The following is a 13,058-nucleotide window of genomic DNA, read 5'->3' on the forward strand; positions in this document are numbered from 1 at the left end:
CCTCGTCTTTGTGGTCATCCGAACGGGTCGGGCCGCAGGTCATGCCCGCGGCCTAACGGGGGGCCGCATAGACGGCGGCCCAATAGGTCGTACGCCCATCCTGGGACGTCGCCTGCCCCACGCCGAAATCGCGCACCTGCGGCAGCATGATGTTGGCGTGATGCCCCGGCGAGGCCGTCCATTCCGACAGCACCCGCGGCAGCGAGAACGGCCCCGCGGCGATATTCTCGGCCGAGACGGTGGGCTGATAGCCCGCCTGCTTCAGGCGCATGGCGGGTCCGGTGGTGGTGCTGCCCAGATGGGTCATGCGCCCGCGCTGCGCCATGTCGCAGGCATGGCGCGCCGCGACCCGGGCCAGCCGGGGATCGGCGCGCAGTGGCGTCAGGCCGGCGCGGGCCCGCGCGCGGTTGGTCACCTGCGCCGCCATCGCGTTCCGGTCCGGCGCCGTCGCGCCGCATTGCGCGGGTCCGGGCGGGCCGACCTGGACCGCGTGGGGGTCGTGGCCCACCGGCGCCTGCGGGGTGGCCGCGCATCCCGCCAGCAGCGCCGCGCCCAGGATCATCAGCGATCCCCGTCCGTATCCTGTCCAGTTCGTCATGCCCTGCGGTGACCCCGTTTCCAAGCGCGCCTTGGTTCTTATAGCCGCCCCGGGTTAACAAGCGCTTTCGCCCCGATGCGGCCTTGGCGCCCCGGTTTGGCGGAACCGTGCCGACATGGCGGTCGTTCGGTGGCGGAACATCACAAGGACCTTTGCACATGGCCATCTGGGATTTCGTGAAAGACGCGGGCAAGTCGGTCTTCGGCAAGGCCGAGGCCGCCACGCCCAAGCCCGCCGCCACGGCCCCTGCCGCAGCCCCCGCCGCCGCGCAGCCCGCGGCCCAGGATGACACGCAGCGCAAGGTCGCGGCGTTGAAGGCGGAACTGCGCGCGCTGAACCTGGACGGCGACGACGTGCACCTGCGCCTGCGCGGCGACACGGTGTTCGTCGAATCCAAGGGCGCCGACCGCGAGACACTGGAAAAGCTGATTCTGGCCGTCGGCAACATCGAGGGCATCGCCAAGGTCGAGGCCGACCTGCCCGCCGACGCCCCCCAACCCGTCTTCCACACTGTGAAGAAGGGAGAGACCCTGTCCGCCATCGCCAAGGAGCACTTGGGCAACGCGAACAAGTACGCCGCGATCTTCGAGGCGAACCGCCCGATGCTGAGCGATCCCGACAAGATCTATCCGGGTCAGGTCCTGCGCATTCCCGCCGCGGACTGACCGCCCCGGTCGGACCGCCATGACGCCGCGTCGGCCATCGGTTGACGCGGCGTTTTCACATGCGGCGGACCGGTCGGGACTTGCCCCGCCCGGCCTTGTCGGACCATCCTGACCCGCAGGGAGGGGCCGCAGCCGATGCGGCCCGACAGCAGGGGGACCAGATGGGCAAGTTCGGCAGCTATGCGGACCGCGACAGGATCGAACAGGAAGGCAGCTTCGACGCGCGCGGCCTGCCGGTCACGATTTATGAATTCCTGTCGCGCACGGCCGAGCGGTTCCCGCAGCGGCCCGCGATCTCGTTCCAGCTGCTGTCGGGGCCCAAGGATCACGCCGTCACCCTGTCCTGGCAGGACCTTCTGGAACGCGTGACCGAAACCGCCAACCTGTTCCGCAGCCTGGGCGTGGGGCCGACCGATACCGTCGCCTACCTGCTGCCCAACAGCATCGAGACGCCGGTTGTCCTGCTGGCCGGGGCCACGGCGGGGATCGTGAACCCGATCAACCCGCTGCTGGATGCCACCCAGATCGCCGGCATCCTGCGCGAGACGAATGCCAAGGTGCTGGTCACGCTGAAGGCGTTCCCCAAGACCGACGTGGCGCAGAAGGCCGCCGAGGCGGTGGCCCAGGCCCCGAACGTCACCCATGTGGTCGAGGTCGACCTGAACCGCCATCTGCGCGGCCTGAAACGCTTTATCGTGCCGCTGATCCGCCCCAAGGTGAAGGTCCGGCACAAGGCCAAGGTCCTGGATTTCGAGGCCGCCACCAGCGCGCGCAAGCATACCGCCCTGGAATTCGACGACCCCAAGGCCGACCGCATCGCGGCCTATTTCCACACCGGCGGCACCACCGGCACGCCCAAGGTGGCCCAGCACAAGTACAGCGGCATGATCTATAACGGCTGGCTTGGGGGGACGCTGCTGTTCGACGAGACCGACGTGCTGATGTGCCCGCTGCCGATGTTCCACGTCTTTGCGGCCTATCCGGTGCTGATGTCCTGCATCGCGTCCGGCGCGCATGTGGTGATGCCCACGCCCGCCGGATACCGGGGCGACGGGGTCTTCGACAATTTCTGGAAGCTGATCGAGCGGTGGCAGGCGACGTTCCTGATCACCGTGCCCACGGCCATCGCCGCCCTGATGCAGCGCCCGGTCAACGCCGATGTGGGCAGCCTGAAGACCGCCATCTCGGGTTCGGCGCCGCTGCCGATCGAGCTATATAACCGCTTCAAGGCGGCCACCGGGGTGGAGATCGCCGAAGGCTACGGCCTGACCGAGGCCACCTGCCTGGTCAGCTGCAACCCGGTGGACGGGCTGAAGAAGGTGGGCTCGGTGGGCATCCCGCTGCCGCACACGCATGTCCGCATCCTGAACCACGACGATGCGGGCCGGGTGCATGATTGCCCCACCGATGTCGTCGGAGAGATCTGCGTCGCCAATCCCGGCGTCTTCCCCGGCTCGACCTATACCGAGGCAGACAAGAACCATAAGCTGTTCGCCGACGATCGGTACCTGCGCACGGGCGATCTGGGCCGGATCGACGCGGACGGCTATCTGTGGATCACCGGGCGGGCCAAGGACCTGATCATCCGCGGCGGCCACAACATCGACCCCGCCGAGATCGAGGAGGGGATGCTGTCGCACCCCGCCGTCGCGTTCGCCGGGGCCATCGGCCAGCCCGACGCCTTCGCGGGCGAACTGCCCTGCGTCTATGTGGAACTGGTCGGTGGAGCCACCGTGACCGTGGACGAACTGGCGGCCCATGCCCGCGACCATATCCATGAACGCGCCGCCGTCCCCAAGCATATCGAGATCCTGTCGGAGCTGCCCAAGACCGCGGTCGGCAAGATCTTCAAGCCGGACCTGCGCCGCCTGGCCATCAGCCGCGTCTATGACGCCGCCCTGCAGGGCACCGGCGCCCGCGTGGTCGAGGTGCGCGAGGACAAGAAGCGCGGGTTGGTCGCCCGATTGTCGCGCGAGGGCAACGTCGCCGAGGATCAGGTCCGCGAGAGGCTGGGCCAGTTCACGACGCCTTGGGACTGGGCGTGATGGCGGGGACCGGGGGCCGTCAGGCGCCCCGGTCCTGTTCGTCCTTGGCCCACAGATAGCCGATGAAGGCGCCCTTGATCAGGCGCAGCAGCACAAGTGTCATCACCGTGGTGATCAGCCCGGTGACCGCCAGCAGCGTCGCGGGTTCGGGGCGCCAGACGTTCCAGATGATGCCGAACAGCGGGATCAGCACCAGCAGCATCACCGTCATGGTAAAGAACGCCGGCCCGTCCGCCGCCGGATAGCGGGACAGGGGCGCCTGGCAATGCGCGCAGACCGGGTTCACCTTCAGATAGCCCTGCATCAGCTGCCCCTCTCCGCAGGAAGGGCAGCGGTTCATGACACCCCGCAGGATGGCGGCGCGGCTGTCTCGGATCTGGGTCATGGGCTGTCCTTGGGTTCGGGCGTGGCCTAGCCGTGGTCGCGCAGGATGCGCCCGGCCAGATACAGGGATCCGCAGATCAGGATACGCGCGCCGGGGTGGCGGGTCACCAGCTGTTCCACCGCCTGCGCGGCATCCTGGGCCACATGCGCGGTCATGCCGACCTGGCGCGCGGCGTCGGCGGTCTGGGTGGCGGGCAGGGTGTTCGGCTCTCCGGGGATATCGATGGCGGTCAGGCTGGCGGCGTGGTCGGCCAGCGGACGCAGATAGCCCGCGACATCCTTGGTGTTCAGCATGCCGCAGACCAGATGCGTGGGGCGCGCGGGCATCGCGGCCAGGGTCGCGGCCAGCGCCTGCCCGCCCGCCGGGTTGTGCCCGCCGTCCAGCCACAGCTCCGCCCCCTGGGCCAGGTCGACCAGCGGACCATGGTGCAGGCGCTGCATCCGGGCCGGCCATTCGGCCTGCGTTACGGCGGCGCGGGCCTGCGCATCGGTGGCGCCAAGCGCGCGCAGGGCGGCCAGCGCGGTGCCCGCGTTCTGGACCTGGTGCGGGCCGATCAGGTTCGGGCGGGGCAGGTCCCACAGCCCGTGATCGTCCTGGAACACCATGCCGTCGCGTTCCGGCTGGATCATCCAGTGCTGGCCATGCGCGACGATGGGCGCGGACAGGCCCATGGCGCGCGCCTCGATCACGCGCAGGGCGTCGTCGTCCTGCGGGCCGACGATGACCGGGACGCGGGGCTTGATGATGCCGGCCTTTTCGGCCGCGATCAGGGGCAGCGTCTCTCCCAGGTACTGGGTGTGGTCGATCGAGACCGGCGTGATGACCGTCAGGCGCGGCGCGTCGATGACGTTGGTCGCGTCCAGGCGCCCGCCCAGTCCGACCTCCAGCAGGGTGAAGTCCGCGGGGGTGCGGGCGAAGGCCAGGAAGGCCGCGGCGGTGGTGATCTCGAAGAAGGTGATGGGCTGGCCGTCATTCGCGGCCTCGACCTGGGCCAGCAGGTCGGCTAGGGCGTCGTCCTCGATCAGGGTGCCCGCCAGGCGGATGCGTTCGCGAAACTGCGCCAGGTGCGGCGAGGTATAGGTATGGACCCGCGCGCCGCCGGCCTCAAGGCCCGCGCGGATCATCGCATGCGTGCTGCCCTTGCCGTTGGTGCCCGCGATGTGGATCACCGGGGGGATGACGCGTTCGGGGTTGCCCAAGGCCGCCAGAAGGCGGTGCATCCGGTCAAGCGACAGGTCGATCACCTTGGGGTGCAGCGCCATGAGGCGCGACAAGATCGCATCGGATGTGGTCATGTCATGCACCGGGGGCCAGCCCCCGGACCCCCGGGGTATTTCGACAAAGAAGAATTACTCGGCCGGGGCCGGCGCGGGCGTGGGGGCCGGCGCCGGGATCGGGTCGTTGACCGGTTCGGGCGCTGGCAGGTCGGCGCGGGTGGGGGCGGGCAGGCCGCCCAGCATCCGCAGGATCGAGACCAGTTCGTCGCGCAGCTTGCCGCGATGGGTCACGCGGTCCAGCATGCCGTGTTCCAGCAGATATTCGGCGCGCTGGAACCCTTCGGGCAGCTTTTCGCGGATCGTCTGTTCGATCACGCGCGGGCCGGCAAAGCAGATCAGCGCGTTTGGTTCGGCGATGTGGATGTCGCCCAGCATGGCATAGCTGGCGGTGACGCCGCCCGTGGTCGGGTGGGTCAGCACGACGATGTAGGGGATGCCGGCCTCGCGCAGCATCTCGACCGCGACGGTGGTGCGGGGCATCTGCATCAGGGACAGGATCCCCTCCTGCATGCGGGCGCCGCCCGCGGCGGAGAAGAGGATCATCGGCTTTCGGACCTTGATCGCCCGTTCGGCGGCCGCCACGATCGCGTTGCCCACATACATGCCCATGGACCCGCCCATGAAGCTGAAGTCTTGGCCCACGGCGATGACCGGGGTGCGGCCGATCTCCCCCTCGGCGACCAGCATGGCCTCTTTTTCGCCGGTGGATTTCTGCGCGGCCTTCATGCGGTCGGGATATTTCTTCTGGTCGCGGAACTGCAGCGGGTCTGCGATGGGTTCGGGGACCTTGACCTCGACGAAGGCGCCGCCGTCGAACAGCGCACCGAAGCGGTCGCGCGGCGTGATCGCCATGTGGTGATCGCAGTTCGTGCAGACGTTCAGGTTGTCCGACAATTCGCGGTGGAACAGCATCGTCCCGCATTCGGGGCATTTCGTCCACAGGTTCTCGGGGACTTCGCGCCGCGAGAACAGCGAGTTGATGCGCGGGCGGACGTAGTTCGTGATCCAGTTCATCGCGAATGGCCTTGGCTGTTTCAGGCCCCCAGATAGGGCCCCACGCGGGGAATTGCAATTGCCGGGGGGGCGGCTGATGATGCCGGGCATGTGGACGACCCTGTTCTTTTTCACGCACACGACCCTGTCGCTGGTGATCATCGCCCGCGTGCTGCTGCGTCCCAGGGTCGAGCCCTCGGTGCGGCTGGCCTGGATCATGGTCGTCGAGGCGGTGCCGCTTTTGGGGATCGCGGCCTATCTGCTGTTCGGAGAGGTCCGCATGAAGCAGGCCGAGGTCCAGCGCATGTCCGACGTGCGCGACCGCCTGACCGGCCTGCGCACCGCCGTGCCCGCGGTCCGCGCCGACCGGTCCGACCCGGCGGGCCCGATCATCGCCGCGAACGAGGCGGTGGGCGGCATGCAGGCCGTCCAGGGCAACAGCCTGCAGCTGCTGGAGGAGAGCGACGGGGCGATCGACGAGCTGGTCGCGGCCATCGATGCGGCGACCGATCACGTGCATCTGCTGTTCTACATCTGGCTGCCCGATGCCAGCGGCACCAAGGTCGCCCAGGCCCTGTGCCGCGCCGAGGATCGCGGCGTGCAATGCCGCGTCATCGTCGACGCCCTTGGGTCGCGGTCGCTGGTCCGGTCGGAGCTGTGGGACCGGATGAGCCAGGCGGGCGTGGAATGCGTCACCGCCTTTCCCTGGGGCCTGCCCTTCATCAGCATCCTGTTCCAGCGTCTGGACCTGCGCAACCACCGCAAGATCCTGGTGATCGACAACGCCGTGGCCTTTACCGGCAGCCGCAACTGCGCGGACATGGCGTTCGCGATCAAGGCGCGCTTTGCCCCCTGGGTCGACATCCTGGTCCGGGTCGAGGGACCGGCGGTGCGCCAGCTGCAGGGCGTCTTCCTGTCGGACTGGATGAGCTATACCGGCCGCGATCTGGGCCCCATGCTGCAGCCGGTGGCGCCGGTCGCCGATCCCGGCGTCGCGGCGCAGGTGGTGGCCACCGGCCCCGACCTGCGCGCGGGCAGCGTGTCGGACTGCCTGTCCGCGATGCTGCATGCGGCGCGCGACCGGGTGGTGATCACCACGCCGTATTATGTCCCCGACGATGCGCTGGACGCGGCGATCCGGGCGGCGGCGCGGCGCGGGGTGCAGGTCACCATGATCCTGCCCGCCCGCAACGACAGCCTGATCGTGGGGGCGACCAGCCAGGGCTTCTATTACGGGCTGCTGGCCGCCGGGGTCCGGCTGATGCTGTTCCGCGACGGCCTGCTGCATTCCAAGATCCTGACCGTGGACGGGCGCATGGCGATGATCGGCAGCGCGAACCTGGACCGTCGCAGCTTCGAGCTGAACTATGAGGTCAACATGGCGGTCTATGACCCGGAATTCGTGGGGCTGCTGGATGCGCGGCAGGCCAGCTATGTCGCGCGGGCCGACGCGATCACGCTGGACCAAGTGCGCGCCTGGTCGCCGTGGCGGCGCATCCGCAACAACGCGCTGGCGCTGGCATCACCGCTGCTGTGATCACAGGGGCAGGGCGGTCGTGTATTTCGTCTGACGCAGCACGAAATGCGTCACCGTGCTGCGGATGATGCCCAAGGACAGCATCCGGCGCATCAGGAAATGTTCCAGCCCCTCGGGGTCGGTCGCCACGATCTTCAGCTGATAGTCGAAGGTGCCGGTGATGGTCGCGCATTCCAGGATCTGCGCCTCGGTCTGCACGAAGCGGTCGAACCGCGCCAGCGTCGCCTCGGTATGGTCCAGCAGCGACACCTGGACATAGGCCAGGGCATGCAGCCCGGCCTTGGCCGGCGGGACCAGCGCCACCTGCCGGTCGATCACCCCGGTTTCGATCAGCCGCCGCAGCCGCCGCCACGCGGGCGATGTCGACAGGCCCGCCGCATCGGCCAGCCCCTGGGTCGACAGGGTCGCGTCCTGCTGCATCAGGCGCAGGATGCGGCGGTCGGCGTCGTCCAGATCGGGCATCGGTTTCCCCTGTTTCGGCGGTCTGCGAAATGATGTGCCGCCAAAGCCGGATGGACAACCCATTCCGGCAAGGTTTTTCCTCCGCATCCGGTAATCTGGACCCCAGAGGAGGACGTGCCATGCCGAAATCGACCGAATATGCCGCCAAGGTCGCCGATGACCGGGGTTTCATCGCCTATGACGCCGAGGAGGATGCCGTCTGGCGCGACCTGATGGCCCAGCAGCTGCCCGCCGTGCGGGACCGGATGGCCTCGCCCTATCTGCGGGGTCTGGACCTGCTGGACCTGCCGCAGGACCGTGTGCCGCAATGCCCCGAGGTGTCGGCCAAGCTGGGCGCGCTGACCGGGTGGCGGGTGGAACCCGTGCCGGCGCTGATCGGGTTCGGGCGGTTCTTCGGCATGCTGGCCGACCGGACGTTCCCGGCCGCCAGCTTCATCCGCAAGCGCAAGCATTTCGACTACATCGAGGAGCCGGACATCTTCCACGAGATCTTCGGCCACACGCCGCTGCTGACCGATCCGGCCTTTGCCGCCTTCAGCCAGGCCATCGGCGCGGCGGGAACGCGCTGCGACAAGGCCGATTATGCCTGGCTGATCCGCCTGTATTGGTTCTCGATCGAATTCGGGCTGATGCGCGAGGATGGCCAGCTGAAGGCCCTGGGGTCGGGGCTGGCCAGTTCGGTCACCGAACTGCCCTGGGCCATTTCCGGGCAGGCGGAACAGCGGCCCTTCGACGTGATCGACATCCTGCGCACGCCCTATCGGATCGATATCCACCAGCCGGTCTATTTCGTGATAGACGATCTGGACGACCTGTTCGCCGCCGCCCGGCGCGACCTGTTGGCCGACATCGCCCAGGCCCGCGCCCTGGGGCTGCACGCACCGAAATACCCGCCCAAGACCGCCGCCTGAAAGGACCGATGCCATGACCACCTGCGATCTTGCCGCCCGCGACTGCGAACCCTGCAAGGGGGGCGTGGCACCGCACGACCCGGCGACCGCCGCCACCATGCTGACCCAGCTGACGGACTGGGCCCTGTCGGACGATGCCACCGCCATCACCCGGCGCTTCACCTTCAAGGGGTTCGCCAAGGCGGTGGAGATGGCGAACCTGGCCGCATGGCTGGGCAACAAGCAGGGCCACCATCCCGACATCGCCTTTGGCTGGGGCTATTGCACGGTGACCTTCACCACGCACGAGGCCGGCGGGCTGACCGACAACGACTTCATCTGCGCCGCCCGGCTGGACGCGCTGGTGGCCTGAACGGCACGCGTCAGGGTTGTCCGGCGGCCCGTCACGGTCTATCCCCAAGGCCAGGGGTTTCCAGCATACGGGCCGTGCCGCATGACGAATCGTCGCCTTGTCCGGGATGACCGGCGCCAGATCGGGGGTCGCGTCCATGTCGCGCCATGAGACCAGCTGGCTGTCGCGCCGCCGGCGCGGCCACGCGGCCCGGCAATGGTCGCGGATGCTGAAATCGGTCACGCGCCGCGACCGGCCCCTGGATCCCGACCTGCGCGACGAGGCCCGCGACCTGCACCAGGTGCTGTCGCGGCTGCTGCACGCCGCCGACGCGCGCAGCGTGGGCGCCCGCGATTCCCTGTCGCGCATCGATCTGCCGGCGGGCACCGACTGGCGCTGGCGGCCTCAGATCCTGCAGGCGCGCCATGCCGCCCCCGCGCTGATCGCCCCGGAAGCGGGCCGATGGCTGTCCCCCGAGGTGGCGCTGTTCCACGACTGCGCCGAACGTGCGCTGATCCTGCGGCAGGTGCGCAACCGCCGCGCCACCGACCTGTCCGATTACGGGCTGGCGCTGGAGGTGATGGGGTTTTCCGGCAGCTTCCTGTCGTTCTCGCTGTCGCTGCCGGTCGAGGCGCTGCGTGATCTGGGCGGGCATCACATCATCCGGCTGGACGCGACGCTGCAGGCGGAACGCCCCATCGCGGTCTATGCCCGGCTGAACATCCAGCAGGGTCCGAACACCGAAACCATGCTGCGCAAGATGGGCGAGCCGATCGAGGGCCGCCACTGCGACCGCAACGTCGAGTTCGACCTGGGCTATGCCGAACTGTCCGCCCGGTCGGTCGAGAAGGCATGGCTGGACCTGATCTTCGAGGCGCCCTTCATGAACGCGGTCGGCCTGCGCGACGTGATCCTGTCGCGCCATCCCCGCGCCCAGATCTGAGGATATGGCCATGCCGCATTTCGACAATCACGGCCTGAAGGGCGGCGTCTGGCGCGGCGCGCTGACGGGCATCGACGCACCCGGCATCCGGGTCGTGCTGATTCAGCACGCCGAGGTCCTGGCCGAGGCGCGCGTGACGGCCGACGGCCCCGGCCGCTGGCTGGTCGAGGCGGACCTGCCGGCCCAGGTCCTGTCGGACGGGGTGCAGACGCTGCTGCTGAAGACGGCGGCGGGGCCGGGACCGGACAGCGGGCCGGACGGGCATGTCCTGGCGCGGCTGTCGCTGATGGCTGGCCAGCCCCTGGACGAGGATCTGACCGCCGAGATCGCCGCCCTGCGGGCCGAGCTGGAACTGGTCAAGCGAGAGCTGCGCCGCTTTGCCGCCGACCTGACGGGGCGCTAGGTCCCGTCACCCGGCCGTCATGGTTCCTTGCGAAAAGCGGGGGGCGTGGCTATATCGCGGCTTCGCGACCCGCCCCCCGTGTTTCTTGACGTAAGGTTGACCATGACCCTGCCGCAGACGCCGCATTACCTGATCGACATGGCCCGTCTGCGCGCCAACATGGAAAAGGTCGCCCATCTGCGCGAGGCGTCGGGCGCCAAGGCGCTTCTGGCGCTGAAATGCTTTGCCACCTGGTCGGTCTTCGACCTGATGCGCGACTACATGGACGGGACCACGTCCTCGTCGCTTTATGAACTGCGCCTGGGGCATGAGACCTTCGGCAAGGAAACCCACGCCTATTCCGTGGCCTGGGCCGATCACGAGATCGACGAGGCGGTGGGTTACGCCGACAAGATCATCTTCAACAGCCTGTCGCAGCTGGACCGCTTCGGCGCCAAGGCCGCGGGCATCGCGACCGGCCTGCGGCTGAACCCGCGCTTTTCGACCAGCGGCTTCGATCTGGCCGACCCGGCGCGGCCGTTTTCCCGCCTGGGCGAAGGCGACGTGGAGCGGCTGGAATCCGCGCTGGACCGCATCAGCGGCGTGATGATCCACTACAACTGCGAAAACGGCGACTTCGACCTGTTCGACCGCCAGCTGACCCGGATCGAGGACGAGTTCGGCGCCATCCTGAAGCGCCTGGACTGGGTGTCCCTGGGCGGCGGCATCCACTTCACCGGCCAGGGCTATCCGCTGGACCGGCTGGCCGACCGCCTGAAGGCCTTCCAGGACCGCTTTGGCGTGCAGGCCTATCTGGAGCCCGGAGAGGCCAGCATCACCAACACCACCACGCTGGAGGTCAGCGTCCTGGACATCATCGACACCGGCAAGCCCGTGGCGATCGTGGACAGCTCGACCGAGGCGCATATGCTGGACCTGCTGATCTATCGCCAGGACGCCCGCCTGCCGCAGGAGGGCGACCACCGGTACCAGATCGCGGGCAAGACCTGTCTGGCGGGCGACATCTTCGGAGAGGCGGGCTTTGACCGGCCCCTGCGGATCGGCGACCGGGTCAGCATCCAGGATGCGGCCGGATACTCGATGGTGAAGAAGAACTGGTTCAACGGCGTCGCCATGCCCGCCATCGCGCGCCGCGAGGAGGACGGAACGATCCGCACCGTCCGCAGCTTCGGTTACGACGAATACAAAGGCAGCCTGTCCTAAGGCCACCCATCCTCTGCCACCTGAAGGAGACAGAATTGGCGAAGAAGAACGTGCTCATCATCGGTGCGGGCGGCGTGGCGCAGGTCACGGCCCACAAGGTCGCGCAATGGGCGGCCGAGTTCGGCGACCTGCACATCGCGAACCGCACGCAGGCCAAGGCCGACGCGATCATCCAGTCCTTGCGCGAGAAGGGCCATGACATGGCTTGGACCAGCCATGCGCTGGACGCGATGGACGCGGACGCGGTCGAGGCGCTGATCCGGCAGGTGGATGCGGGCATCGTCATCAACGTGGGCACGGCCTTCATCAACATGACCGTCCTTGAGGGCTGCATCCGCGCGGGCGCCGCCTACATCGACACGGCCATCCACGAGGACCCGGCCAAGATCTGCGAGACGCCGCCCTGGTACGGCAACTACGAATGGAAGCGCCGCGAGGACGTGGCCAAGGCGGGCATCACCGCCATCCTTGGCGCGGGCTTCGATCCGGGCGTGGTCAACGCCTATGCGCGCCTGGCCGAGGACGAGTATTTCGACAAGGTCGACAGCATCGACATCGTGGACATCAATGCCGGATCGCACGGCCGCTGGTTCGCCACGAACTTCGACCCCGAGATCAATTTCCGCGAGTTCACCGGCACGGTCTACTCCTGGCAGAAGGGCGCCTGGCAGGAGAACCGCATGTTCGAGGTCGGCCGCGAATGGGACCTGCCCGTGGTGGGCAAGCGCACCGCCTATCTGTCGGGCCATGACGAGGTCCACAGCCTGTCGGCCCGCTATCCGCAGGCCGACGTGCGGTTCTGGATGGGCTTCGGAGAGCATTACATCAACGTCTTCACCGTCCTGCAGAAGCTTGGCCTGCTGTCGGAACAGCCGGTCACGCTGGCCGACGGCACCGACGTGGTGCCGCTGAAGGTGGTCAAGGCCGTGCTGCCCGACCCGGCAAGCCTCGCCCCAGATTACGAGGGCAAGACCTGCATCGGCGACCTGGTCCGCGGCACCCGCGACGGCAAGGAGGCCGAGGTCTTCATCTACAACGTCGCCGACCACAAGGAGGCCTTCGAGGAGGTCGGCAGCCAGGGCATCAGCTATACCGCGGGCGTGCCCCCGGTCGCGGCGGCGATCCTGATCGCGCGCGGTCCGTGGGACGCGGGCAAGATGGCCAATGTCGAGGATCTGCCCGCGCGGCCCTTCCTGGAGCTGCTGGGAGAGATGGGCCTTCCCACCCGCGTCATCGACGCATCGGGCGATCATCCGGTCTGATCCAGGCCGATCCTGAATAACGTGAACGCGGCGGTTCGGAACA

The 13,058-nt window shown here is 68.3% G+C and carries 14 protein-coding genes; 9 read left to right on the forward strand and 5 right to left on the reverse strand.

Going from position 1 to position 13,058, the window contains the following annotated elements:
- Window positions 1–52: 52 nt before the first annotated feature.
- The gene (locus SY26_RS15420) at window positions 53–598 is read right to left on the reverse strand and encodes a CAP domain-containing protein (RefSeq protein ID WP_232303366.1); all 546 of its coding nucleotides are present in this window, start codon (window positions 596–598) and stop codon (window positions 53–55) included.
- Between the two features lie 158 nt (window positions 599–756).
- Between SY26_RS15420 and lysM the strand changes: the two genes are divergently transcribed.
- Window positions 757–1,263 (forward strand): peptidoglycan-binding protein LysM, encoded by a 507-nt coding sequence (lysM, locus tag SY26_RS15425; protein WP_046001256.1) that lies wholly within the window; start codon window positions 757–759, stop codon window positions 1,261–1,263.
- A gap of 161 nt (window positions 1,264–1,424) precedes the next feature.
- Window positions 1,425–3,308: an acyl-CoA synthetase gene (locus SY26_RS15430; protein ID WP_046001257.1), complete on the forward strand. Its 1,884-nt coding sequence runs from the start codon at window positions 1,425–1,427 to the stop codon at window positions 3,306–3,308.
- 19 nt (window positions 3,309–3,327) lie between these two features.
- Here SY26_RS15430 and SY26_RS15435 read toward each other — a convergent pair whose 3' ends face one another.
- Genes SY26_RS15435 through accD form a run of 3 tightly spaced genes read right to left on the reverse strand, consistent with a single transcriptional unit; the run spans window position 3,328 to window position 5,984 of the window.
- Window positions 3,328–3,693, reverse strand: coding sequence for a DUF983 domain-containing protein (locus SY26_RS15435; protein ID WP_045982397.1), 366 nt, complete (start codon window positions 3,691–3,693; stop codon window positions 3,328–3,330).
- Window positions 3,694–3,719: 26 nt separating this feature from the next.
- On the reverse strand, window positions 3,720–4,988 hold the full coding sequence (locus SY26_RS15440; protein ID WP_046001258.1) for a folylpolyglutamate synthase/dihydrofolate synthase family protein: 1,269 nt from the start codon (window positions 4,986–4,988) through the stop codon (window positions 3,720–3,722).
- Window positions 4,989–5,042: 54 nt separating this feature from the next.
- Window positions 5,043–5,984: an acetyl-CoA carboxylase, carboxyltransferase subunit beta gene (gene accD, locus SY26_RS15445; RefSeq protein WP_045982399.1), complete on the reverse strand. Its 942-nt coding sequence runs from the start codon at window positions 5,982–5,984 to the stop codon at window positions 5,043–5,045.
- 76 nt (window positions 5,985–6,060) lie between these two features.
- Between accD and cls the strand changes: the two genes are divergently transcribed.
- A complete protein-coding gene (gene cls / locus SY26_RS15450) occupies window positions 6,061–7,500 on the forward strand; it encodes a cardiolipin synthase (protein WP_232303367.1) in 1,440 nt (479 codons plus the stop codon).
- Here the strand turns inward: cls and SY26_RS15455 are convergent, their stop codons facing one another.
- On the reverse strand, window positions 7,501–7,962 hold the full coding sequence (locus tag SY26_RS15455; RefSeq protein ID WP_045982401.1) for an Lrp/AsnC family transcriptional regulator: 462 nt from the start codon (window positions 7,960–7,962) through the stop codon (window positions 7,501–7,503).
- A 119-nt stretch (window positions 7,963–8,081) separates the two neighbouring features.
- On the opposite strand from SY26_RS15455, the gene phhA reads away from it, so the two are divergent.
- The 6 genes from phhA (at window position 8,082) to SY26_RS15485 (ending at window position 13,015) form a co-directional block, all read left to right on the forward strand.
- A complete protein-coding gene (gene phhA, locus SY26_RS15460; protein WP_046001259.1) occupies window positions 8,082–8,873 on the forward strand; it encodes a phenylalanine 4-monooxygenase in 792 nt (263 codons plus the stop codon).
- 13 nt (window positions 8,874–8,886) lie between these two features.
- The gene (locus SY26_RS15465; protein WP_046001260.1) at window positions 8,887–9,225 is read left to right on the forward strand and encodes a 4a-hydroxytetrahydrobiopterin dehydratase; all 339 of its coding nucleotides are present in this window, start codon (window positions 8,887–8,889) and stop codon (window positions 9,223–9,225) included.
- 136 nt (window positions 9,226–9,361) lie between these two features.
- The gene (locus SY26_RS15470) at window positions 9,362–10,147 is read left to right on the forward strand and encodes a DUF6478 family protein (protein WP_157020508.1); all 786 of its coding nucleotides are present in this window, start codon (window positions 9,362–9,364) and stop codon (window positions 10,145–10,147) included.
- Window positions 10,148–10,157: 10 nt separating this feature from the next.
- Window positions 10,158–10,550, forward strand: a complete 393-nt coding sequence (locus SY26_RS15475) for a hypothetical protein (protein WP_046001261.1) — start codon at window positions 10,158–10,160, stop codon at window positions 10,548–10,550.
- 108 nt (window positions 10,551–10,658) lie between these two features.
- The gene (locus SY26_RS15480) at window positions 10,659–11,753 is read left to right on the forward strand and encodes a carboxynorspermidine decarboxylase (RefSeq protein WP_198143195.1); all 1,095 of its coding nucleotides are present in this window, start codon (window positions 10,659–10,661) and stop codon (window positions 11,751–11,753) included.
- 35 nt (window positions 11,754–11,788) lie between these two features.
- Window positions 11,789–13,015, forward strand: coding sequence for a saccharopine dehydrogenase family protein (locus SY26_RS15485; protein ID WP_046001263.1), 1,227 nt, complete (start codon window positions 11,789–11,791; stop codon window positions 13,013–13,015).
- The last annotated feature ends 43 nt before the right edge of the window (window positions 13,016–13,058 follow it).

Origin of the sequence: Paracoccus sp. 228, assembly GCF_000967825.1 — a bacterium.
In the GTDB taxonomy this organism is placed as follows: domain Bacteria; phylum Pseudomonadota; class Alphaproteobacteria; order Rhodobacterales; family Rhodobacteraceae; genus Paracoccus; species Paracoccus marcusii.

What these genes read in the sequence shown, in the direction of transcription:
- SY26_RS15420 (WP_232303366.1), bottom strand. Translation starts at nt 598, where the DNA reads ATGACGAACTGGACAGGATACGGACGGGGATCGCTGATGATCCTGGGC.
- lysM (WP_046001256.1), top strand. Translation starts at nt 757, where the DNA reads ATGGCCATCTGGGATTTCGTGAAAGACGCGGGCAAGTCGGTCTTCGGC.
- SY26_RS15430 (WP_046001257.1), top strand. Translation starts at nt 1,425, where the DNA reads ATGGGCAAGTTCGGCAGCTATGCGGACCGCGACAGGATCGAACAGGAA.
- SY26_RS15435 (WP_045982397.1), bottom strand. Translation starts at nt 3,693, where the DNA reads ATGACCCAGATCCGAGACAGCCGCGCCGCCATCCTGCGGGGTGTCATG.
- SY26_RS15440 (WP_046001258.1), bottom strand. Translation starts at nt 4,988, where the DNA reads ATGACCACATCCGATGCGATCTTGTCGCGCCTCATGGCGCTGCACCCC.
- accD (WP_045982399.1), bottom strand. Translation starts at nt 5,984, where the DNA reads ATGAACTGGATCACGAACTACGTCCGCCCGCGCATCAACTCGCTGTTC.
- cls (WP_232303367.1), top strand. Translation starts at nt 6,061, where the DNA reads ATGATGCCGGGCATGTGGACGACCCTGTTCTTTTTCACGCACACGACC.
- SY26_RS15455 (WP_045982401.1), bottom strand. Translation starts at nt 7,962, where the DNA reads ATGCCCGATCTGGACGACGCCGACCGCCGCATCCTGCGCCTGATGCAG.
- phhA (WP_046001259.1), top strand. Translation starts at nt 8,082, where the DNA reads ATGCCGAAATCGACCGAATATGCCGCCAAGGTCGCCGATGACCGGGGT.
- SY26_RS15465 (WP_046001260.1), top strand. Translation starts at nt 8,887, where the DNA reads ATGACCACCTGCGATCTTGCCGCCCGCGACTGCGAACCCTGCAAGGGG.
- SY26_RS15470 (WP_157020508.1), top strand. Translation starts at nt 9,362, where the DNA reads ATGTCGCGCCATGAGACCAGCTGGCTGTCGCGCCGCCGGCGCGGCCAC.
- SY26_RS15475 (WP_046001261.1), top strand. Translation starts at nt 10,158, where the DNA reads ATGCCGCATTTCGACAATCACGGCCTGAAGGGCGGCGTCTGGCGCGGC.